Origin of the sequence: Pedobacter sp. N23S346 (assembly GCF_048515415.1) — a bacterium.
Lineage (GTDB): Bacteria > Bacteroidota > Bacteroidia > Sphingobacteriales > Sphingobacteriaceae > Pedobacter.
Genome location: NZ_JBLYEE010000002.1, coordinates 525,550 through 547,209, shown reverse-complemented (window position 1 = coordinate 547,209; position 21,660 = coordinate 525,550). Strand labels below are relative to the sequence as shown.

At 37.5% G+C, this 21,660-nt stretch carries 20 protein-coding genes and 1 riboswitch; of the genes, 16 read left to right on the top strand and 4 right to left on the bottom strand.

Annotated elements, in window-relative coordinates; translation table 11 throughout:
* Positions 1 to 39: 39 nt before the first annotated feature.
* Together ACN1CD_RS06140 and ACN1CD_RS06135 are read right to left on the bottom strand one after the other, a co-directional pair.
* Complete coding sequence (locus ACN1CD_RS06140; protein WP_419129443.1) at positions 40 to 3,213, bottom strand: peptidase MA family metallohydrolase; 3,174 nt, start codon at positions 3,211 to 3,213, stop codon at positions 40 to 42.
* Positions 3,214 to 3,359: 146 nt separating this feature from the next.
* Positions 3,360 to 5,807 (bottom strand): transglycosylase domain-containing protein, encoded by a 2,448-nt coding sequence (locus ACN1CD_RS06135; RefSeq protein ID WP_419129442.1) that lies wholly within the window; start codon positions 5,805 to 5,807, stop codon positions 3,360 to 3,362.
* 143 nt (positions 5,808 to 5,950) lie between these two features.
* Between ACN1CD_RS06135 and ACN1CD_RS06130 the strand changes: the two genes are divergently transcribed.
* The 8 genes from ACN1CD_RS06130 (at position 5,951) to ACN1CD_RS06095 (ending at position 13,773) form a co-directional block, all read left to right on the top strand.
* The gene (locus ACN1CD_RS06130) at positions 5,951 to 6,829 is read left to right on the top strand and encodes a polyphosphate kinase 2 family protein (protein ID WP_419129441.1); all 879 of its coding nucleotides are present in this window, start codon (positions 5,951 to 5,953) and stop codon (positions 6,827 to 6,829) included.
* Positions 6,830 to 7,403: 574 nt separating this feature from the next.
* A riboswitch (cobalamin riboswitch) is annotated at positions 7,404 to 7,598 on the top strand.
* Positions 7,599 to 7,694: 96 nt separating this feature from the next.
* Positions 7,695 to 9,575: a TonB-dependent receptor plug domain-containing protein gene (locus ACN1CD_RS06125; RefSeq protein WP_419129440.1), complete on the top strand. Its 1,881-nt coding sequence runs from the start codon at positions 7,695 to 7,697 to the stop codon at positions 9,573 to 9,575.
* A gap of 39 nt (positions 9,576 to 9,614) precedes the next feature.
* Positions 9,615 to 10,214, top strand: coding sequence for a DUF6580 family putative transport protein (locus ACN1CD_RS06120; RefSeq protein WP_419129439.1), 600 nt, complete (start codon positions 9,615 to 9,617; stop codon positions 10,212 to 10,214).
* Between the two features lie 145 nt (positions 10,215 to 10,359).
* Positions 10,360 to 11,301 (top strand): ABC transporter substrate-binding protein, encoded by a 942-nt coding sequence (locus ACN1CD_RS06115; protein ID WP_419129438.1) that lies wholly within the window; start codon positions 10,360 to 10,362, stop codon positions 11,299 to 11,301.
* 9 nt (positions 11,302 to 11,310) lie between these two features.
* Positions 11,311 to 11,994, top strand: a complete 684-nt coding sequence (locus ACN1CD_RS06110; protein ID WP_419129437.1) for a Sir2 family NAD-dependent protein deacetylase — start codon at positions 11,311 to 11,313, stop codon at positions 11,992 to 11,994.
* Complete coding sequence (locus ACN1CD_RS06105; RefSeq protein WP_419129436.1) at positions 11,987 to 12,709, top strand: diphthine--ammonia ligase; 723 nt, start codon at positions 11,987 to 11,989, stop codon at positions 12,707 to 12,709. The genes ACN1CD_RS06110 and ACN1CD_RS06105 overlap by 8 nt, the downstream gene beginning before the upstream one ends.
* A 127-nt stretch (positions 12,710 to 12,836) precedes the next feature.
* A complete protein-coding gene (locus ACN1CD_RS06100) occupies positions 12,837 to 13,352 on the top strand; it encodes a YMGG-like glycine zipper-containing protein (protein ID WP_419129435.1) in 516 nt (171 codons plus the stop codon).
* An 85-nt stretch (positions 13,353 to 13,437) separates the two neighbouring features.
* Positions 13,438 to 13,773 (top strand): Dabb family protein, encoded by a 336-nt coding sequence (locus ACN1CD_RS06095; protein WP_419129434.1) that lies wholly within the window; start codon positions 13,438 to 13,440, stop codon positions 13,771 to 13,773.
* A gap of 448 nt (positions 13,774 to 14,221) precedes the next feature.
* On the opposite strand, the gene ACN1CD_RS06090 is transcribed toward ACN1CD_RS06095, so the two are convergent.
* Positions 14,222 to 14,473, bottom strand: a complete 252-nt coding sequence (locus ACN1CD_RS06090; RefSeq protein WP_419129433.1) for a hypothetical protein — start codon at positions 14,471 to 14,473, stop codon at positions 14,222 to 14,224.
* A gap of 1 nt (position 14,474) precedes the next feature.
* Positions 14,475 to 15,200, bottom strand: a complete 726-nt coding sequence (locus ACN1CD_RS06085) for a DUF3291 domain-containing protein (RefSeq protein ID WP_419129432.1) — start codon at positions 15,198 to 15,200, stop codon at positions 14,475 to 14,477.
* A 115-nt stretch (positions 15,201 to 15,315) separates the two neighbouring features.
* On the opposite strand from ACN1CD_RS06085, the gene ACN1CD_RS06080 reads away from it, so the two are divergent.
* The 8 genes from ACN1CD_RS06080 to ACN1CD_RS06045 all read left to right on the top strand — a co-directional run bounded on the left by ACN1CD_RS06080 (position 15,316) and on the right by ACN1CD_RS06045 (position 21,625).
* Positions 15,316 to 15,795 (top strand): GAF domain-containing protein, encoded by a 480-nt coding sequence (locus ACN1CD_RS06080; protein ID WP_419129431.1) that lies wholly within the window; start codon positions 15,316 to 15,318, stop codon positions 15,793 to 15,795.
* Between the two features lie 10 nt (positions 15,796 to 15,805).
* Entirely contained in the window at positions 15,806 to 16,417 is a 612-nt protein-coding gene (locus ACN1CD_RS06075) for a DNA-3-methyladenine glycosylase (RefSeq protein WP_419129430.1), read from the top strand.
* 48 nt (positions 16,418 to 16,465) lie between these two features.
* Positions 16,466 to 16,954: a pyridoxamine 5'-phosphate oxidase family protein gene (locus ACN1CD_RS06070; RefSeq protein ID WP_419129429.1), complete on the top strand. Its 489-nt coding sequence runs from the start codon at positions 16,466 to 16,468 to the stop codon at positions 16,952 to 16,954.
* A gap of 65 nt (positions 16,955 to 17,019) precedes the next feature.
* The gene (gene kynU, locus ACN1CD_RS06065; RefSeq protein ID WP_419129428.1) at positions 17,020 to 18,306 is read left to right on the top strand and encodes a kynureninase; all 1,287 of its coding nucleotides are present in this window, start codon (positions 17,020 to 17,022) and stop codon (positions 18,304 to 18,306) included.
* A gap of 10 nt (positions 18,307 to 18,316) precedes the next feature.
* Positions 18,317 to 19,183, top strand: a complete 867-nt coding sequence (locus tag ACN1CD_RS06060) for a bestrophin family protein (protein WP_419129427.1) — start codon at positions 18,317 to 18,319, stop codon at positions 19,181 to 19,183.
* On the top strand, positions 19,176 to 20,081 hold the full coding sequence (locus tag ACN1CD_RS06055; protein ID WP_419129426.1) for a histone deacetylase: 906 nt from the start codon (positions 19,176 to 19,178) through the stop codon (positions 20,079 to 20,081). The genes ACN1CD_RS06060 and ACN1CD_RS06055 overlap by 8 nt, the downstream gene beginning before the upstream one ends.
* Before the next feature lie 86 nt (positions 20,082 to 20,167).
* Positions 20,168 to 20,851 carry a pseudouridine synthase gene (locus ACN1CD_RS06050; protein ID WP_419129638.1) on the top strand — a complete coding sequence of 228 codons (684 nt, stop codon included), beginning with the start codon at positions 20,168 to 20,170 and terminating at the stop codon, positions 20,849 to 20,851.
* Positions 20,852 to 20,890: 39 nt separating this feature from the next.
* Positions 20,891 to 21,625 (top strand): hypothetical protein, encoded by a 735-nt coding sequence (locus ACN1CD_RS06045; protein WP_419129425.1) that lies wholly within the window; start codon positions 20,891 to 20,893, stop codon positions 21,623 to 21,625.
* Positions 21,626 to 21,660: the final 35 nt, after the last annotated feature.

Below are 21,660 nucleotides of genomic sequence, written 5' to 3'. Positions count from 1 at the left end.
GCTATTCTGAAACAAATCCATTAGCAGTAAAAAAATCGATTACCAGCCCGGTGCAAAGGTTAAACCAAATACACCGCCATTCACATCCTTCCGTTGGAAAGGAATGGCATAATAAGGCTCTAGTACAAAATAACCAAAAACATTTACCCGTAGTGAGATACCAACACTCATTACAGGAACACGTTCGGTTGTTGATTGGAAGGTAAGTTGTTTACCTTGACTATCTAAAACCGGATTGCCACTGTTGTCTCTTAAGATCTCTGTAGTGTAAGTAGGTTCACTTTTAAATTTCACCTGCGTATCATTGGTCCATGCTAAACCTGCATCGAAGAATAAATTTAAATCACTGAATAAGAATTTGGATGGAATTGCCGCTAATTTTTTAGGGCCGGTAAATGGTAATCTCAATTCAAAATTAAAAACTGCGATTTTACTTCCTGTCAATTGGTTAATATCAAAAGATTCTGAGGATTGTGCCGAAGTTGTTTTATAAATAGAATTTGATTCGTAACCTCTAACTAAATAGGGGTAACCCACATACATCGGATAAAGCCGATCAGCATCATCACCAATTCTTAAGGTGTTGTAAGTTCTCGCTGCTATGGTAACAGGCTTCAATCTCCAATACTTTCTTAAATCTGCAGTTACACCCGAAAAGTTGTAGGTGCCAAAATATTTTTCTGCGCTCACGCGATATCTAAAACCATCCAGCGGACCAGTTAAGCCAAAAATAGAATTGTCTCCAACAAAACCTGCATTCAATTGGTAAAGTGTAAATGAATTAAATGGGATACCATAATCCTGTGAAGCCACTTCATTGGAGATGCGTTTGCGGTCGGAGCCGATAAAATTACCTGCCGAATTATAGTAACTGCTATATCTGTCTACCCTATAACTGTAACGTGAAAATGCACCACCTAATTCGAAACGGTGTATTTTACTAAATGGATAGGCGCCAAATAGCTGAACCTGATCTTCGAAAGTTCTAATGATATCAGTATTTTGAGATAAAGCATCAACAGTGGTATTGTTATCCGCAGGTAGCTTTTCAAAACTCGTTGAATTGAAACCTGATACATAAGGAATATGGGAAACGGCAGCTCCCCAATTGATTCTGCTTTTTTGGTTAATGTAACCCACTAAACCTCCGGCATCGTAGATTTCACCATTTACGGAGATATTGGCAATGATTTGATTCGTACCCAAAATATCACTAAACATTCCCACAATGCCGCCAGAAACTCCGGTTCCGAAACGACTCGAGGAAACTCCTACACCACTATTTGCTAAATAATCTAATCTGAATTTTGGTTTGTAAGCAACTGTTTTTAGAGAATCGGAAACTACTTTTTCAAACCGATCGAAATTGTTCAAGTTAGAATTAACAATGTTGACACCGATATTTTCCATAGGAGGGAGGATCGCCGCATCAAAGTTTTCATCCTGGTTTCCTATTCTGGTTGGTTTGAAACTACTCAGCTTTGCATTATATAAGGTATAACGCTGGTAACGATAATAACTGTAAACGATGTCATCAGTAGTAGATACAGAAATTGCAGGAGAAAATTCGGTGATACCACTTATCCCGGTGAAATAATCTGTTAACTGGTCTACTGTATTGTCTGCGAAGTTGTATTTGTAAAGATTTCTAAATCCATCTCTGTTGGATAAGAAATAAATATTCTGACTGTTTCCTGAAAATTGTGCATTTAAATTATTCGCTCCAGGAAACACATTCAAATTGTTTACTGTATTTTTTTCAATGTCGTAAATGGCTAAGTTAATCGGATTTACTACATTAATATTATTGGCCTGGATCGCTGCACGATCAGAAGAAAAAACAATCTTTTTTCCATCAGGGGAATAATTAGGAGCATAATCGGAGTAGATATCATTAGTAATTTGGGTAACCTTTTTCGAATCCAGGTTATAAGAAAAAATATCACTTTGTCCTTCTACCATTCCCGAGAATGCAATGTCTTTTCCGTTTGGCGACCAGGTTAAATTTCCAAATTGTTGTACCTGTTCCATCGCGGTTTGAGATACAGTTGTTCCATTTGATACATTGATAATCATCATCTGGTTTCGGCCATGACTAAAAATACTGAATGCAAACTGCTTGCTATCCGGCGACCATGCCCCGGCAGATTCAATAAAGTTGAAATCATCAATGTGTCCGTTACTAATCTGACTGCTTAACTTCCGAATAATTCTGCCTGTTTTGGCATCGGCAAGAAAGAGATCAATACCAAACAAATCTTTTTCAGACATAAAAGCCAGGTATTTTCCATCCGGACTTAAAGCAGGGGCAACGTTCATGTTTCCTGCATTTTTATTGTCAATGATTTTCGTACCAGTGATTTTAATTTGCGAACTATCTGCCTTTAACATTGGTTTATAATGCGCATCAATGGAATTTTTCCATAAGCCGGAAAGGGTTTTATCATCATAACCGAAGGTATACCTGATGGCATTTTCATAGCCATACTTGGCCGTATTCTTAAACAATGGAACAATGGTGGTATCTCCATATTGAGAACCTATGTAAGTCCAGAATGCCTGACCGTAACGATAGGGGAAGTATTTATTTGAATTGGTTAAGTCTTTTAATGAAGGGATATCTCTGTTCAGCATCGCATCACGCATCCACATAGAAGTGAAGGCATCTTTTTTTCCGATGGAGAGGTATTCTGCCATCCCTTCAACCATCCAAAGTGGGGTCTGTCCAACATTTTCCATACTGATGGAATCTTTTTCCAATAGCGTGTGGTACTGAAAAGCGTGAACCAGCTCATGACCCAGTACGTGTCTGGTTTGGCTGTTCAACTCCATTATGGGCATGATTACCCGATTTTTTAATGCCTCAGTTACACCGCCGGTACCAATTCCTATTTCACCTTGTAAAGCTGTCGTTTGCTGAAAATCTGGATGGTTATTATATAGGATAATGGGATTTTTCTTTAGAAATGTATCTCTAAAAACTTCCTGGTGCATCTTGTACCAGGTTTCTGCCTCTTGAGAGAACTTTTTTAAGAGTGCTTCATTTTTAAGGTAATAGTAAATCTCAAAATGTGGCGTTTGCAACACTTTGAAATCAAGCTTTTTATACCTTACCTTATTTTGTCCGAAATATTGTGCCTGTGCTGAAACGGAAATAACAAGCAAGATCAACATTGGAAGGTACCTCCTAATTAAAGTAGAGCCTTTTTTCATATGTATGGTTTAAAGTATTATGTTGTAAAATCAAAAGAGACTAAACGGAAATGAAATTAAAACTTGTGATTGTTTCAAGTATTTTAAAAAAATAACCCTTAAAAACTGCTCAAAACAATCATTAATCCATGTTCTCTCCAGAAAATCTAGTTATTTTCGTTGTTTTTCTTTTCTTTTTCTTCCTGCCGTTGCTTTCTTCTCAATTCTCTTTCTTCTTTTCTGGTTAATGGAGCGGTTTGTACTGGCTGGTTTGGAACAGGATCTTGTTTCTTTTCGTCTTTTTTCACCTCTTGTTCGGTAGGTGTTACCGGATTTGCAGGATCTACTGTTTCGGGCACATCAAACTGTGTAGAATCTACAGCCGTGGTATCTACTGTTGTAGTATCCCGAACATATTGCGGACTCGGACAGTTGTAGCTTCTGGTAATTTCGACAGTAGCCTTTGGAAAAGGTCCGTAAGTGTAACCAGTAGACGGATCTAAATAAACCTTCTCCATAAATTTGGCAAAAATTGGAAGCGCTGTTCTCGATCCTTCACCTTGCTCACCATTTTTAAAGTGCGCCGTTCTTTCATCACAACCTACCCAAACACCGGTCACTAAATCTTTGGTTAAGCCCATATACCAAGCATCAACATAATCAGAAGAGGTTCCTGTTTTACCACCAATCTGGTTATTCTTTTTAAATAAATTTGGCCATTCCCATAAAGCTTGTGAAGTTCCTCTTGGTTCTTCCATACCACCACGGAACATATAAGTCATTAACCAGGCAATCTCTTCTGTTAATACACGCTTAGTTTTCGGCTTAAATTCATCAATCACGTTATTGTCCTGATCCGTAATTTTTTCAACCAGAATAGGATCAGTTTTAATGCCTTTATTCATGAACGTACTGTAAGCCTTTACCATTTCATAAACCGTTACATCATTCGAGCCTAAGCTTACCGATGGAACGGATTCCAAATGGCTGTCGATCCCACATTCATGTGCATATTTAACTACATTATCCCAACCCACTTTTTCCGTAACCTGTGCCGTAATGGTATTTACCGATCTCGCCATCGCCCAACGTAAACTCATTTCCTGATAAGTGATGTTGTAATCTGCATTTTTAGGCTCCCAATATTTTGTTTCGCCTTTATCCTGATATTTAATTCTTACGGGTTTATCTGTAAATTTATCGCAAGGACTCATTCCTTGTTCCAAAGCAGTTAAATAAGCAAAAGGTTTAAAAGTTGATCCAGCCTGGCGTTTTGATTGGTTTACGTGATCATATTTAAAAAACTTATGGTCGATACCACCTACCCAAACTTTAATTTTTCCACTTGCCGGCTCCATGGTCATCATCCCGGTATTCATGATCTTGCCATAATAACGAATAGAATCTAGTGTTGAAAAGGAGGTATCCCGATCACCCTTGTAGGTGAAAATCTTCATTTTTTTCTTTTTATTAAAATACGCGGTAACAGAATCAGGCTGATTTGGAAATTTCTTCATCAACATGCTATAAATTGGCAAGTTCTTCATTGCCCGCTCCGGATAGTTTACTTTATTTTTCTCCGAATCATACCATGGATCTTCATTTCCCCAAACACTGTAAAATCTGCGCTGTAAGGTCTTCATTTGGTCAGCCACTGCTTCTTCAGCATACTTCTGAAGTTTCGAATCAATAGTCGTGTAGATTTTTAATCCATCTTCATACAAATCATAACCATTATCAAGGCACCATTTTTCCAGATATTTTGCAACCGCAGCCCTTAAATAAGAATCACCGTCGCTTCCATCTTCCATTTCGCCTTCCTTAAGTTTTATTGGTTCTTTAGAAAGTGCAGTTAAGCTATCGTTACTTAGGTACTTGTATTTATTCATTTGCCTTAACACCACATTTCTACGTTCCAACGCCCGTTCCGGGTTTTTAGTCGGATTATACATCGTGGTACCTTTCAGCATTCCAACCAGCATCGCTGCATCTGCCACGCTTAATGCATTTGCATCTTTATCAAAATAAATTCTACTGGCTGTTTTAATTCCGTAGGCATTATTTCCGAAAGAAACAGTATTTAAATACATGGTAATGATGTCGTTTTTTGAATAATGTGATTCAAGTTTAACGGCTGTTAACCATTCCTTTAATTTAAAAATAACTGTCCTGATCACTGGAATTTTTACCAAAAGTCCCTGAGATTTATTATATCTGGTGCGGTAAAGGTTTTTGGCCAACTGCTGTGTAATGGTACTGGCTCCACCTTTTTCGCCCATTCCAATAATAGCTCTACCTACCGCTTGTGCATCAACTCCCCAATGTTTGTAAAAACGAACATCTTCCGTAGCCACTAATGCATGGATTACACTAGGAGAAATTTCATTGAAATTTACAGGAGTTCTGTTTTCTTTAAAGTATCGGCCAATTAATTTACCATCTGAGGTGTAAAGCTCAGAACCAACCCTTAGCATAGGCATTTTGATGTCGTGCGTACTTGGAGAATAACCAAATAGCCATAGAAAATTGAGTTGAAGTGCGCAAAAGAAAATTATTATGAAGAATAAAAATATTGTTGAATAACGTAAGTACTTGTTTTTTATCTCTTTAAACATATTGGCTAAGATGAACTTTTGATAAATGCTGAAGCGTTAAATATAAAAAACTCTATATGCAAATTAACGTTTTTAATTTACTTATTTTTTAGTTCTATATTTAAAATATAGATACACCGAATTATCTAAAACGATGCATAAGTATGAAGAACGAATTTAAAACGCTAATTGTACAGGGAGATAAAAAGTTTTCTTTGAAAAATTTTGAAACTGACTTTACCGGAACCTACAATAAAGAAAAGGCCAAAGATGAATTAATTAAGACTAAAATTGAGATCAGTCACTTGCAGGAAAAGTTATATGCAGCTGCTAAACATTCTGTTTTAATTATTTTTCAGGCGATGGATGCAGCAGGAAAGGATAGTGCTATAGCACATATCATGAGTGGGTTAAATCCTCAAGGCTGCCAGGTGTTTAGTTTTAAAGTGCCTACGGTGAAAGAATACGAGCATGATTTTCTATGGCGCCATTACCTTGCTTTACCAGAAAGGGGAAGAATTGGTATCCATAATCGTTCTCATTATGAAAATGTATTGGCCTGTAAAGTCCATCCGGAATATATTCTGAATGAAAACATTCCACACATTGATGACGTGAAAAAAGTAAATAAGGATTTTTGGAAACAACGTTATGAAAGCATTCGCAATTTCGAATCACATTTGAGTGCAAATGGAACCGTTGTTTTAAAATTCTTTCTGAATGTAAGCCGTGACGAACAAAAACAGCGCTTCCTGGAGCGGATTGAAGACCCGACTAAAAACTGGAAGTTTTCATCCGGCGACATCAAAGAAAGGGCACATTGGGATAAATATATGAGCGCTTATCAGGATGCCATCAATGAAACCAGCACCGAAGCTTCACCTTGGCACGTCATTCCTGCGGATAAAAAATGGTTTGCCCGTTTAGCTATTAGTGAAATAATTTTAGAACGACTCGAAAAACTCAATCTTGATTTTCCGGCAGTATCTGATGAAGAAAAGTCGAAACTGGAAGAGACAAAAACCATATTAATGGCCGAGTAATCAAATCAACTTGCGAAGTCTCAAAGGCCAATAGCGTGGAAAGACTTCGACAGTTTTAAAAATGATTAAAAACTTCAAGAGACTGACGAAGTTTTCCCAACACGCACAATCCACCCAAACTTCGCAAGTCGAAAAACCAACTTGCGAAGTCTCAAATGGCCTGGAGCGTGGAAATACTTCGACAGTTTTAAGAATGATTAAAAACTTCAAGAGACTGACGAAGTTTCCCTAACACTCAAAATCCACCTAAACTTCGTAAGTCGAAAAACCAACTTGCGAAGTCTCAAAGGCCAAGAGCGTAGAAAGACTTCGACAGTTTTAAAAATGATTAAAACTTTAAGAGACTGACGAGGTTCCCCCAACGCGCACAATCCAACTAAACTTCGTAAGTCAAGGAATCAACTTGCGAAGTCTCAAAGGCCAAGAGCGTGGAAAGACTTCGACAGTTTTAAAAATGATTAAAAACTTCAAGAGACTGAAGAAGTTTCCCCAACACGCACAATCCACCAAAACTTCGTAAGTCGGAGGAACCAAACTATAAGGTTTAAATATTTTACGAATAGCTTTATTTTACTACTTTTGCAGCGCTTTTGGTTTCCTGTGCATTTCGTACTGGAATTAAAAGGGAATGCAGTGTAGTTCTGCAACTGTCCCGCAGCTGTAAGCTCTATAACGGTTTTTAAATCTACGCCACTGTTAACAATATTTAATGGGAAGGCTCAAAAATCGGGAGTAAGTCAGAAGACCTGCCACCAGCATATAATTTCATAGCTTTCGGGGATTGAAGCTAGGATTGGAGTACTTAACGGTTTCGTATTTTCATTTCCTTTTCTATCTGTTGGCTGTGGGCAAAACTCACAATCAAATGAACAAAAAAAAACTAATTATTGCAGCAGGCATTGGCTTGGTGCAATTCGGTATTAGCCAAGCTAATGCGCAAGACTCCTTACGACTTAAAGATGTTGTCATTTCGGCTACCAAAAATGACCAGAAACAATCACAAACTGGTAAGGTGGTGAGTATCATCAGTCGCGAAACTTTAGATCGCAGTAATGGTAAATCTTTACCAGAATTAATCAGTGAGCAGGCCGGCATCATCGTTGCAGGCTCAGGAAGCAACCCAGGATTAAACAAATCGGTATTTTTTAGAGGTGCAGGTAGTGCATACGCAGTCGTTTTAATTGATGGTATCGTTCAAAATGACCCATCAGGAAATGGCGGAGCATTCGACTTGCGTTTATTTTCAATCGATCAGATTGATCACATCGAGATTTTAAGAGGTGGACAATCGACCATTTACGGATCTGATGCAATCGCCGGAGTAATCAACATCGTTACTAAAAAAGGCGGTGCAAAAGGAAATACCATTTTCGGTGTGGCCAGTGCAGGAAGTTATGAAACGTATAAAGGAACTATAGGTTTAAATGGTGCTGTAGATGGCTTCACTTACAATGTAAATTATACGCACCAAAAAAGTGATGGAATTTCTGAAGCCGCTAATCCTGTAGGTAACAATGCGGACTTTGATAAAGACGGTTATAAAACGGATGGTGTGAATGCAACTTTCGGCATTCAGCTAGATAAGCGCTTTTCAATTAATCCATTTGTGCGTTACTACCGTGGAAATTATAAAATTGATGAAGGTGCTTTCTCTGATGGTTTACCGGCAAACAACACCACTTTAAAGAACTTTAGCGGAGGATTGAATACCAAATACGACTTTGGTTCTGGTAAAATAAACCTGAATTATAGCTATCAAAATACTTCGAATAATACATCAAGCAGTTTTGATGGTTTCCCTTACACCAGCATGGGCTCAGGAAGTATCAGTCTGATCGATTTATTTTATAATCAAAAGTTAGGTGAAAAATTAAATCTGTTGGCCGGAATAGAAAATCGTGAAATGCATTTAACTTCCGGCGCTAATCGCCCTGAAACCAATATTTTTGCTGCTTATGGTTCACTATTTCTTCACGATTTAAGCATCTTCAACCTGGAAGTTGGTGGCCGTTACAATAAACATGAACAATATGGAGAAAATTATACTTACACCATCACACCAAGCATCAACATTATTAAAGAAGTAAAATTATTTGGAACGGTCTCTACAGCGTTCAAAATTCCAACGCTTAATATGTTGTTCGGACAATTTGGAGCCAATTTAGGTTTGAAACCCGAAAAATCTCAGAATTATGAGGCTGGTGCAAACTTCAGTTTCGCCGAGAACAAATTCTCCTTACGTGTTGCTGGTTTCAAAAGAGATTTAACCGATGCCATTATTTATGATTTCGCCGCAGGTTATATCAATCAGGAAAGTCAGAAAGTTAAAGGTTTTGAAATTGAACCAGCTGTTAAAATCTGGAAACTAGACCTTAATGGCTATTATTCTTACGTAGAAGGAAATGAATACAATAGTGTAAACAACAGGGTAGAAGATTTCCTTTTCAGAAGACCTAAGCATTCATTTGGCTTAACTGCTGGCATTCAGGCCACTTCAAATTTATATGTAAACGCAAATTATCGTTATTTCGGAAAACGTACTGACGGAAATTTTACTACTTATGCCGTTGAAAACTTACCAAGTTATAAATTGTTAAGTGCTTATGCAGAGTATGCTTTAGCTAAAAAAAGAGTGAAAATCTTCTTTGATGCGAAAAATATCTTAAATGAAAAATATAGTGAGATTATCGGCTATAACACCTTAGGTTTCAACTTTAATACTGGGGTAACTTTTAATATCCGATAAGAAAATATAACTTTGTAAGATAAAAATTTTCAAAAAAGCATGTCCAATCTAAAATTTAATCCACGCAATGTTATTTTGCTATTGATGATATTGGTTATTACAGCATTACGTCTGTTCATTACCTTTAACTCTGATGCACTTCAATTTGCAAATTTTTCCTCCATAGGAGCCGTTGCATTATTTGGTGGCGCTTATTTTAAAGATAACCTGAAAGCATTTGCCTTTCCGTTATTAAGTTTATTTTTAAGTGATTTTATTTTGGCCAGCACCATTTTTAAAGAATACAGTAATGGATTTCTTTACGAAGGTTGGTATTGGACTTATATTGCTTTCGCTTTAATGGTATTGGTAGGTCGAATCTTACTGAATAAGATAAATGCAGTAACCTTATTAGGATCAACACTGGCTATTGTTTTTATTCATTGGATAGTAACTGATTTTGGTGTTTGGTTTAGAAACCCATCATACACACAAGATTTTGCTGGTTTCTGGTTATGCCTGGAAAGGGCAATTCCTTTCGAAATAAGATTTTTAGAAGGAACATTAATATATGGTGCAGTTCTTTTTGGTGCTTTTGAAATTCTGAAATTCAAGTTTCCTGCATTAAAATTAAACAAGCTGCAAACGCAGGCCATTTAGTTAATACTTTATTAGTGATAAATCCTCTTTTGATTCAGTTCAAAAGAGGATTTTTTTTATCTTTAACTTTTAGTGATGCGAATTAAATCAATCACCAAAAAACAAAATCTTGAAATAATCAAGACGACAATCAAAATTCCAGCCCATGAAAGTTGTTTCCTTTTTACCTGCCGCCACTAAGATGATTTATGATATGGGCCTGCAAGAATACTTGTATGGTGTAACTTTCGAGTGTCCGAAAGAAGCCGCAGATCAACCGAAAGTAGTTCGTTGCATCTTAGAAGGTAAAAATTACTCGAGCATTGAAATTGATAGGATTTTCTCGGCATCTAAAGCCCAGGGAAAAAGCTTATACTGGGTAGACGATTCACTTTTGGAAAGCATTGCACCTGATATTGTTTTCACTCAAGATATTTGCGAAGTCTGTAATATCGATACCGTTTGTACGGAGACAGCAGTAATGAAACTCAGCAAACAGCCTGCCTTGGTTCCATTATCGCCGAATAACTTGCAAGATGTTTACGAATGTGCGATCACAATAGCGAAGGCGCTGGGAAAGGAAGAAGTAGCACTTCATTATTTAGCTAATCTTCAACAAAAAACGGATGCAATTTTAGATAAATTAAGAGCCAATAGAGCACCATTAAAGCGGGTAATGATGATGGAGTGGATTGAACCCGTGTACAATTGTGGACATTGGATTCCATTTCAGATTGCTGCTGCAGGTGGTGTAGACATGCTTTCTAATCCTGCCGGAGATTCGATTGTAACACCTTGGGAAAAGATTATAAGATACAATCCTGAAGTGCTGGTGATTGCGCCTTGTGGTTTCGATGTAAACCGAACGCGTGAGGAGATGAACTTAATTACTTCAAAAGCAGGATGGAATAACCTGGAGGCAGTGAAGCAGAATCAGGTTTACCTGGCCGACTTTGACATGTTTACCCAACCCAGTGTTGGAACATTGGTAGAAGGAATTGAAGCACTGGCTTGTATGTTCCACCCAGATTTATTTGAGGCTGACGAGCATATTAGTAGAAAATTCATCAACCTTCATCACGAAGTATCCGTTCATCAATCCGTTTAGTCAATTGCTATGAAATTAGTTGTTTTAACGGGAGCAGGGATTAGTGCAGAAAGTGGCTTAAGAACTTTTCGCGATTCGGATGGACTTTGGGAAGGTTACAATATTGCAGATGTGGCTACGCCAGAGGCTTGGGAACGAGATCCCGAATTGGTTCAGGAATTTTATAATGAGCGTAGAAGACAAGTTGTCGCTGCGCAACCAAATGCTGCTCATTTTTCACTCGCAGAATTAGAACGCAATTATGACGTGGAAATCATCACACAAAATATTGATGATTTACATGAAAGGGCAGGTTCAAAAAATGTAACGCATTTGCATGGCATCATAACCAAATCACAATCAGATATTAAACCAAATCTAACCTATCCAATTTTAGGTACAGAAATTAAAATGGGCGAATTTTGCGAACTCGGTGCCCAGCTTCGTCCACATGTAGTGTGGTTTGGAGAGCCTGTGCCTATGATTGAAGTCGCCGCTAAAATCTGTCAGCAGGCAGATCTATTTGTTTTAATAGGGACTTCACTGGCAGTTTACCCGGCAGCAGGATTAATAGATTTTGTTCCATCTGCCACTACCAAATACATTATCGATCCAAAAACGCCCGATGTAAAGCGTTACAAAAATGTAATTTCCATAGAAAAAAATGCTGTAGATGGTATGGAGATACTTAAGACCATGTTGTTAAATGAATAAAAAGATTTGCATTTTTAACTGGAGTGGCGGTAAAGACAGTACGCTCGCCCTGCATTACGTTCTTCAGGATCCATCAATAGAAATTCGTTACCTCGTTACTACTGTAACCGAAAAATATAACCGTGTTTCCATGCATGGTGTTCGTGAAGCATTGCTAATCGCACAAGCAGAAGGTATTGGCATTCCTCTATATCAGATTCGCCTTGGTGAAATGCCCGATATGGAAACCTACAATCAATCAATGGCTTTCCACCTTGCTAAATTTAGAAAGGAAGGGATTACACATTCCATTTTTGGAGATATCTTTTTAGAAGATCTTCGTGCTTATCGTGAAAACAAATTGAAAGAAGTTGGCTTAAGTGCAATCTTTCCATTGTGGAAGAGGGATACCAGGGATTTAATCGATGAGTTTTTAAAGCTGACCTATAAAACCATCATTGTATGTACACAAAGTGATCTCGAGAATTTCTGTGGAGAAGTAGTTACCAGCACTTTAATTGATGCGCTTCCACCAAATATTGATCCCTGTGGAGAAAATGGCGAGTTTCATACATTCGCCTTTGAAGGCCCGATCTTTCGAAATAAAATCCCTTTCACCATTGGAGAGAAAGTATTCAGAACCTATCCGGCACCAACATCGAAGGCTGATTCTGCCGACGTGTGCAATGCAGAGTCCGGAGTTTCTGGCTTCTGGTATATTGATTTAGTAGCTTAAATTATCAGGTAAAAAATTTTGGCATCATTTTTTCTTAAGTACCGATAATTAACTAAATCACACAAGACAATGAAGCCTGCTAGTGTGGTTAGGATACCGAAGTAAGATTCATTAAAAGAAAAACGTTATGAAAAAGATATTTGTAGTAATCGCATTAAGTTCAGTGATGTTTGCTTGTAACAATAAAGCAAAAGAAGAAGCAGCATTAAAACAACAAGAAGCCGAGAAACAATTGGCCGTTAAAGCAGTTAAAGATAGTTTACGTTTAGATAGTTTTAAAAGAGCTGAAGTTGCAAAAGTTGAAGCGGAAAAAGAAGCTAAACACCAGGCAGAATTAGCTGCAGCGAGAGCGGCAGGTGCTAGATCATCAAGATCATCTAGGTCTTACGCAAGTTCTGGTAGCAGCTCAGGTGGAAGTTCTAGCTCATATGGTGGAACACAACCAACAGCTAAGAAAAAAGGCTGGAGTGATGGTGCTAAGGGTGCCGTAATTGGTGGTGCAGCTGGTGCAGTTGGTGGTGCATTAATTGATAAGAAAAAAGGTAGAGGTGCAATTATCGGTGGTTTAGTTGGAGCAGGTGGCGGTTATTTAATCGGTAGAGGCGAAGACAGAAAATCAGGTCGTGTGCAACCTAAAAACTAATTAGCATATTTGCATTGAAAGCGGTTATTTTTAATAGCCGCTTTTTTTATGCCTATTTTTTTTAACTTGGAATAAAAAAGATAGGATGTCAGAAAATCAACTCCCTAATAACGGACAGATACAACATTTTGTAATGTTCTGGTTAAAGCCGCAATTAACAAAAGCTGAAGTGGCAAATTTTAAGAATTTTTTTGAACACTTGAAGCCAATTAAATACATTAAAACTTTGAATTATGGCTTGGCAGCGAATACACCAACGCGGCCAGTTACTGATAACTCCTTCACGTATTCACTTACTATTACCTTCGATAATATTACTGATCACAATGCTTACCAGGAAGATAAGACACATTTAGATGCAGTTGAAAAATTCTCTGATAATTGGTATAGAGTAGTGGTTCATGATACCGTGATTTCATAATCTTGCCAACCTATATTATTTATATTCAGTTGTAAGTTATCTGAAAATTATATCATCAACTTACGAAATTTTAAAAGCCTGTGCGCTGAAGAATTTCGCAAGTTGATCTTCATTCAGGAAATTTAGATAGTTTCTTAGGGATGTTGAAATCGCTTAGGTAAAATCTATTGGAAATGAGTATTATCACTAAAACCTCATAGGTAATCAAAACCTATGAGGCTTTCACTTAAATAGCTAAACTTATCATTTATTTGGCAATTATACACTTCAGAATAATATTTTGTTATCAAGCAATAGTTTCTGTAAATCAATTACTTAGCTTTACTTTTGTAAAGTAAAATATTATCAAATCGATGAAATTAAGTTTAAAATAACGTGATTTGACGGAATTAAATTCTGAATGATATTATATGTGATTAATTACCAGTTAGTTATGTTGGTTTATTTCCTAAAACTGATGTCTTTTGTATGCAGCAGTAAAATCACTTCTCATCACTTTGAAACGCTCAATTACAGTGGCAATAAATTCTTCATCTAAGATTTCGAATACATCATTTACACCTCCTCCACTTAGATCCAGTTCTGCTAATTTGTAACTTTGCTCGAAGGTGCCCTGCTCAAATTTTACAATGTACTTTTGGTTCATTGAGAAAATGGTAATCTTACATTCAGGGTGTGATAATTCTGCTATAACTCTCATGTTAATTATTATTTGTGTTTGTTTCGCGAAACGGAATATAGTCGTCTACAGCCTTGCCATTGAAAATTCCCTGCATTTGCAAAATCTCAAAGCGTGCAAATAAATCTTCTGAATACCATTTACGTTCTCTGGTTAGCTTGATGATATCTGCATGGTCAAAAGACTTGTAAGCGTAATTTTTCATGCTTTCAGCGTTCTCCCAGATAGAAAAGGTTGCCTGATCAAGAAGCGGATTTTCACCAACTCCGGCAGACAAAATAAATCCATCAGATTTTTTCATCTGATCTGCCGCCCTTTTTATATTGCTTTTGAATTCTTTTAACTTACTAAAATTAATCCTTGCCCGGGTAATTACGGCAATTTTTCTGGTATTTGGTTTATAATTTTGATCCGATTTAAAAGGCTGTTTACCTGACCATAAACCATGACTACTTAAAGGCTTAAGTAAAATAGTGAATTCCTCAAAACCAAAAAACCTGAACCATTTTACAGGGAATGATGTGGCATAGAAATGATCACAACTTTCTTTATTCTCCCAGGTAGTGATGATTGCCCAATGTTTAAAATCTGGCGCAAGATCTACCTGGGCATCTTTACCACTTCCCATCAACTTCCAGAATCTGCAATCCCGGTTAAGCCATAACGGAATTCTCAGTATCGCCATCCCTAAAAATGCGAATGGAATATTGATACCGCGAAACTTGGTAATGGTTAAGGCTGCAATCATGTAAAGAATGTTTTAAGCCTCAAAACTAAGTAAATTAACAGATCATCTCATTCAGTTTTTTGTCATTATCAACCCATGCAAGGAAATTCAAATAAATGATTTTTAACTTTGGTGCATGGCAGAAGATTTAACTATAAACAGAGCAGTATCAAAAACAGAGCAGTATGAATCTTTAATTCCTCAAATCGAAGGATTATTATTCGGTGAAACGGATTTCGTAGCCAATATGGCAAACGTAGCTGCCGCTCTAAAAGAGCAGTTCAACTGGTTTTGGGTAGGCTTTTATCTTGTAAAAGATGATGAATTGGTATTAGGTCCATTTCAAGGGCCTGTGGCTTGTACCCGAATTAAAAAAGGAAAAGGAGTTTGCGGTGCTTCATGGCAACAAATGCAAGCATTAATAGTTCCGGATGTTGATGTATTTCCAGGTCATATTGCCTGTGCTTCAGCATCTAAATCAGAAATTGTGTTGCCGCTCATAAAAGACAATGAAGTGATTGGTGTTCTGGATGTTGATAGTGAATTTTTAAACCACTTTGATACTATAGATCAAATTCATTTAGAGAGAATTATGGCTGTTTTGTTAAACAAATAATTAACTTATTTTGAAATTATCTCCTGAATATTTTCTTAACGAAGATGCGGTAGCGCTGGCCAAAGATATGCTTGGTAAAGTGTTGTATACCCAAATCGATGGCGAGATCACAGCGGGTATCATTGTTGAAACTGAAGCCTATTTTGGGATTAAAGATAAAGCCTCTCATGCCTACGGTGGCAGGAGAACGAATCGTACCGAAACCATGTATAGTAAAGGCGGCGTTTCTTATGTGTATTTGTGCTATGGGATGCATCACCTGTTTAATGTGGTTACCTCAGTAAAGGATGATCCTCATGCAATATTGATTCGTGCAATAGTTCCTTTAATTGGTGTAGATGTAATGGAACTAAGGAGAAATATGCCGGCTGCAAAAGCCGCCATATCATCCGGACCCGGGTCTGCTGCCAAAGCGCTTGGGATTGATCGTACTTTCAACGCCAAAAACTTAACGGGCAATGAAATTTGGTTAGAAGATCAGGGGATTAAATATCAGGATGATGAAATCGCAGCCACTCCACGTGTAGGGATAGCCTATGCGCAAGAGCATGCAATTTTGCCCTGGCGTTTCTTTGTTAAAGGGAATAAGTATGTGAGTAAGCCAAATAAGGTTGCAGAATAAATAAAACATTTTTGCCCTCAACCTGTTTTTTAATCAAATATCCAAAAGATGAAAAACGAAAAAAATATAGCAATTTTAAAAGAGTTAGCGGAAGGTGTTAGAACATGTATGTTTACAACAGTATCTTCCGGCGATGAATTCGGAAGCAGACCGATGAGTACTGCTAAAATTGAAGAGGATGGAAGTATTTGGTTTTTTACAAATGAATACTCCCTCAAATCAAAGGAAATTTCTAAGGAAAATAATGTTTTGCTATCCTATAGCGATCCGTCTAAAAATACATACTTAACCGTTAAGGGAAAAGCAGAATTAGTAGACGATCAGGTAAGAAAAGAAGCTTATTTTTCTCCGTTTGTTAAAGCATGGTTCCCTGATGGTGTGGAAGATCCAAGATTAATTCTAATCAAGGTAGCGCCAGAGGAAGCTGAATACTGGGATTCATCATCATCTAAAATTGTTGTCTTGTTCAGTATACTAAAAGCCGTTGTAACTGGAGATACACCAGATATGGGCAAGCACGATACCATAAAATTTTAAATAAAATCATTTACCTTAAAAAGCAGGATTGGAAACAATTCCTGCTTTTTTTGTAATATTGAATAATGAATTTTGAAAATAATTTAGCGTTTGCTCAGGCGCAGGATCAGATCGATACCTTAAAAAATTTTAGACAACAGTTTTTATTTCCAAAGCATCAAGGAAAAGATTTTATATACTTATGTGGTAATTCATTAGGGTTGCAACCTAAAGCTGCAAAAGAGGTTCTGGATCAGCAATTATCTAACTGGGCAAACCTCGCTGTAGAAGGCTGGTTTGAAGGCGAAGAGCCTTGGATGTTTTATCATAAGGAACTTAAAAAGCTGATGGCACCATTGGTTGGTGCTTTGCCGAGCGAAGTTTGCCCGATGAATACCCTCACTGTGAACTTACACTTATTGATGGTGAGTTTTTACCAACCGAAAGGTAAACGCATTAAAATTATAATGGAAGGTGGTGCTTTTCCGTCTGATCAATACGCAATAGAAAGTCAGGTGAGATTTCACGGACTTCAACCTGATGATGCAATCATTGAAGTTTTTCCGCGAGCGGGTGAAGACACCTTGAGAACGGAAGATATCATTTCAAAAATTAATGAACATGGTGAAGAACTAGCTTTGGTATTGTTTGGGGGAATAAATTATTATACTGGGCAGTGGTACGATATGAAGCGCATAACACAAGCCGGCCAGGCCGTTGGCGCTATCGTTGGATGGGATTTGGCTCATGCAGCAGGAAATGTACCAGTGAAACTTCATGATTGGGATGTTGATTTCGCTTGCTGGTGTTCTTACAAATATCAAAACTCGGGTCCTGGTGGAATAGCAGGCATCTTTGTTCATGAAAAACATTTTAATAATCAGACTTTAAATCGCTTTGCAGGATGGTGGGGTTATCAGGAAAATAAACGCTTTAAAATGGAAAAAGGCTTTATTCCAGAAGCCGGAGCAGATGGCTGGCAGGTGAGTTGCACACAAGTAATGCCAATGGCTTTATATCACGCATCCTTAAAAATCTTTCAAAAAGCAGGATTTATAGATCCATTAAGAAGTAAAAGTATTGCATTAACTGGGTATTTATATTTCATTGTTAATGAAGTTAATAAAGAATTAAATTCAGCACAGTTTAAAATTATTACACCTGAAGTTGCAGAGGATAGAGGTTCACAATTATCCATCATCGCTGCAGAAAAAGGAAAGGAAATCTTTGATGGTCTGGTAGCCAATCATGTGCTCGGCGATTGGCGTGAACCGAACGTGATTCGGTTAAGCCCGATTCCATTGTACAACTCTTTCGAAGATATTTATTTAACAGGACAAACTTTGCTTAAAGTTTGCAAAGCAATTTTATAGCGCTCCCCATATGATCAATTACAATCCAAAAGAATGGTTTACCTATATCTTCCATTTTCATAAGGGAGACACCATTTTAAAACTTTGGCCGCTGATGATCAGCGTGTCTATATTTTCAGCATTTGTTGCTTTTTTAGAACTCAATGTTTTTAAGCTTTCTAAAAGCGATTATGTAAGTAACATAGGCATGATGCACAGCCTGCTTGGTTTCGTGATTTCCATGTTGCTGGTTTTTCGCACCAACACATCTTACGATCGTTGGTGGGATGGACGCAAACTTTTAGGCGGATTAACCAATGTAAGCCGGAACTTCGCCATGAAAATAAAAGCATTGAAATTGCCCGAAGATGATCTGCGCTTTTTTGAATATGGCATTCCAAAGTTTGCTTTCGCGATGAAAGAACACCTGAGGGAGAAAAAATACTTCGGGAAGAATAGCTTTCTGATTGAGGTTAAAGATGGGAAACACATTCCAAACCAAATTGCTAGCAGCATGATTACCCGGATTTATGATCTGCTGAGACGGGATCTAATTTCTCAGGAGCAACTTATCGTATTAACCAACGACATTAACCAATTTACAGATATTTGTGGAGGCTGCGAACGGATCAAGAATACGCCAATCCCATATTCATACAGTGCCTTTATTAAGAAGTTCATCTTCATTTATGTGCTTACGATTCCTATTGGCTGGGTTTTTAGTTTGGGCTATTATCTGGTGCTGATTGTTCCCTTTATCCTCTATGTATTAGCAAGTTTGGAGTTGATAGCTGAAGAAATAGAAGATCCATTTGGGATGGATGCAAACGACTTACCTGTAGATACCATTTGTAATAATATAGAAAAACATGTAGAGGAAATTTTGGGTGATGATTAAAATTGCTTACCACCTTTTGTATGCTCATCCTTTGCCTGAAGGACATCGATTCCCGATGTTGAAGTACGAACTGATTCCAGCACAATTATTATACGAGGGGATTATAGAACAACATCATCTCTTCAGCCCTGAGCCAGTAGCAGAAGAAACCGTTTTACTTACGCATGAAGCACAATATTGGGCACAACTTAGAGATTTAACGCTTCCGGCAAAGGAGCAGAGAAGAATAGGTTTCCCTTTGAATGCGCAACTATTGGAAAGGGAATTACGAATTACCCAAGGCACCATAGACGGGGCTATCCATGCCCTAAATAGTGGTGAAGTTTCTTTTAACGTTGCTGGCGGAACACATCACTCCGGAAGTAATTGGGGTGAGGGTTTTTGTTTATTAAATGATCAGGCAATCGCGGCTAACTATCTATTGTATAATAAATTATGCAATAAAATATTGATCATAGATTTAGATGTACACCAGGGGAACGGAACGGCAGAGATTTTTAAAAATGAATCAAGGGTTTTTACGTTTTCCATGCATGGAGAGAAAAATTTTCCATTTCGAAAAGAAAAGTCTGATCTGGATGTTCCATTGGATGATGGCGTACAGGATGAAGAATATTTAAGCTTGCTAAAGCGACAGCTGGAAATTGCATTTGACCTTGCAAAACCAGACTTTGTTTTCTATTTATCTGGGGTAGATGTACTTTCTACAGACAAACTTGGAAAGATCGCTTTAAGTAAAGCAGCTTGTAGAGAACGCGACAGAATAGTAATTCAAACTTGCAAGAATCAAGGATTGCCCATTCAAATTAGTATGGGTGGAGGCTATTCTGAGCATATTCGCGATATTGTAGATGCACATTGCAATACCTACAAAGTAGCGTTTGATTTATTTAGTTAATTACCAATTTGCTTTCTTGTAAATTTTGGAATATAATTGGCTATCAGATGGCGTTATATGGCCTATATGCTTATCTTCGCGGCAATATGTTGGAGATCATTTACGAAGACGAAAATTTAATTGCCATTAACAAGCCACATGGTTTATTGGTTCATCAATCATCAATAGCCAGGGATGCCACCGAGTTTGCTTTACAAATGCTTCGCGATCAGGTAGGCAGGCATGTAAGTCCTGTTCATCGTTTAGATCGGAAGACAAGTGGAATCTTATTGTTTGCTTTTGATAAGCCAAGTGAAATTGCTATGCATCAGCAATTTATGAATGCAGAAACTGATAAGAAATATCTGGCTATTTTGCGTGGTTTTACGCCTGATGCAATGGATATTGATTATCCACTCGCTAAGGAAAACGGCACCATGCAAGATGCTTTTACATCTTTTAAAACACTGCAACGGGCAGAAGTAAATGTTCCATTTGGTAAACACGCTACATCCAGGTATTCTCTGGTAGAAGCCACTCCTAAAACCGGGAGGATGCACCAATTAAGAAGGCACTTCAGTCACATTCTACATCCTATTATCGGCGACCGTACGCACGGCTGCAATAAACAAAATAAATTCTTTTTGGAGCAATGGAATATGTCTACCATGTTACTTCATGCATCAGAATTAAGCTTTACACATCCAATCACCTCTCAGAAAATTCATTTAAAGGCAAATCTTCATGAAGAGTTTAAACGGGTAATGGAATTTATGAATATTACTGTTTAACACAATTTTTGATTTAAAAATCTGTTTATAAAGACACCTATGATCAAACACCTACGTTTCGCAATACCAGTTTTGGCACTTTTTGCCGCAAGTTGTTCTTCAGTATACATGCCAAATGTTCCCAATACACCAATGTTGAGTAAACAAGGTGAGTTTAGTGGTGGTGGGCATATTTCACTGAAAGGAAATACTAGTATCAATGGCGCATATGCAGTGTCTGATCACATCGGCGTACTTTTTAGTGGTTCAACCATGAACAATGATCGTAAGACTAAAGATTTCGGGCATAAGCTCGTGGAAATTGGAGGAGGATATTTCGATACTTTTGGTCCGGATAATAATAGAATTATTGAGGTTTACGCCGGAGTTGGAAAGGGTTGGAGCGACATTACCTTTAGAGACTACAAGGGTGATGTTTTGCTGAGCAGTGAAATTCAGGAAGTAGATTATCGTAAATCATTTTTGCAGGTTAATTATAGCTCCAAAAAGAAAAATAACCTTCGTTTGTTCGGTACAGACTTCCCGATTAATTATGGTACCGCATTGAGAATAAGCCATGTTAAAATGGATCGTTTCTTTTTAAACGGTGTGGTTCAGCCGAAAGAGGATAATATCTTCTTTGAGCCGGTTTTCTTTACGAGAATGGCATTAAGCAAGGTTATTCAGCTTCAATATACCACCAGTAGTAATATTGGTTTAAAGAATCGAAAATATATGTCAGCAGGAAATTCAATCTTTACGATTGGTATGGTAGTTAATGTTGGCGGGAAATAGATTTAGAATCCTTTAAAACTATCTGAATTTTACGA

What these genes read in the sequence shown, in the direction of transcription:
- ACN1CD_RS06045 (WP_419129425.1), top strand. Translation starts at nt 20,891, where the DNA reads ATGATCAAACACCTACGTTTCGCAATACCAGTTTTGGCACTTTTTGCC.
- ACN1CD_RS06120 (WP_419129439.1), top strand. Translation starts at nt 9,615, where the DNA reads ATGTCCAATCTAAAATTTAATCCACGCAATGTTATTTTGCTATTGATG.
- ACN1CD_RS06070 (WP_419129429.1), top strand. Translation starts at nt 16,466, where the DNA reads ATGAAAAACGAAAAAAATATAGCAATTTTAAAAGAGTTAGCGGAAGGT.
- ACN1CD_RS06130 (WP_419129441.1), top strand. Translation starts at nt 5,951, where the DNA reads ATGAAGAACGAATTTAAAACGCTAATTGTACAGGGAGATAAAAAGTTT.
- ACN1CD_RS06100 (WP_419129435.1), top strand. Translation starts at nt 12,837, where the DNA reads ATGAAAAAGATATTTGTAGTAATCGCATTAAGTTCAGTGATGTTTGCT.
- ACN1CD_RS06110 (WP_419129437.1), top strand. Translation starts at nt 11,311, where the DNA reads ATGAAATTAGTTGTTTTAACGGGAGCAGGGATTAGTGCAGAAAGTGGC.
- ACN1CD_RS06125 (WP_419129440.1), top strand. Translation starts at nt 7,695, where the DNA reads ATGAACAAAAAAAAACTAATTATTGCAGCAGGCATTGGCTTGGTGCAA.
- ACN1CD_RS06115 (WP_419129438.1), top strand. Translation starts at nt 10,360, where the DNA reads ATGAAAGTTGTTTCCTTTTTACCTGCCGCCACTAAGATGATTTATGAT.
- ACN1CD_RS06140 (WP_419129443.1), bottom strand. Translation starts at nt 3,213, where the DNA reads ATGAAAAAAGGCTCTACTTTAATTAGGAGGTACCTTCCAATGTTGATC.
- kynU (WP_419129428.1), top strand. Translation starts at nt 17,020, where the DNA reads ATGAATTTTGAAAATAATTTAGCGTTTGCTCAGGCGCAGGATCAGATC.
- ACN1CD_RS06060 (WP_419129427.1), top strand. Translation starts at nt 18,317, where the DNA reads ATGATCAATTACAATCCAAAAGAATGGTTTACCTATATCTTCCATTTT.
- ACN1CD_RS06085 (WP_419129432.1), bottom strand. Translation starts at nt 15,200, where the DNA reads ATGATTGCAGCCTTAACCATTACCAAGTTTCGCGGTATCAATATTCCA.
- ACN1CD_RS06055 (WP_419129426.1), top strand. Translation starts at nt 19,176, where the DNA reads ATGATTAAAATTGCTTACCACCTTTTGTATGCTCATCCTTTGCCTGAA.
- ACN1CD_RS06105 (WP_419129436.1), top strand. Translation starts at nt 11,987, where the DNA reads ATGAATAAAAAGATTTGCATTTTTAACTGGAGTGGCGGTAAAGACAGT.
- ACN1CD_RS06095 (WP_419129434.1), top strand. Translation starts at nt 13,438, where the DNA reads ATGTCAGAAAATCAACTCCCTAATAACGGACAGATACAACATTTTGTA.
- ACN1CD_RS06080 (WP_419129431.1), top strand. Translation starts at nt 15,316, where the DNA reads ATGGCAGAAGATTTAACTATAAACAGAGCAGTATCAAAAACAGAGCAG.
- ACN1CD_RS06090 (WP_419129433.1), bottom strand. Translation starts at nt 14,473, where the DNA reads ATGAGAGTTATAGCAGAATTATCACACCCTGAATGTAAGATTACCATT.
- ACN1CD_RS06050 (WP_419129638.1), top strand. Translation starts at nt 20,168, where the DNA reads ATGTTGGAGATCATTTACGAAGACGAAAATTTAATTGCCATTAACAAG.
- ACN1CD_RS06135 (WP_419129442.1), bottom strand. Translation starts at nt 5,807, where the DNA reads ATGTTTAAAGAGATAAAAAACAAGTACTTACGTTATTCAACAATATTT.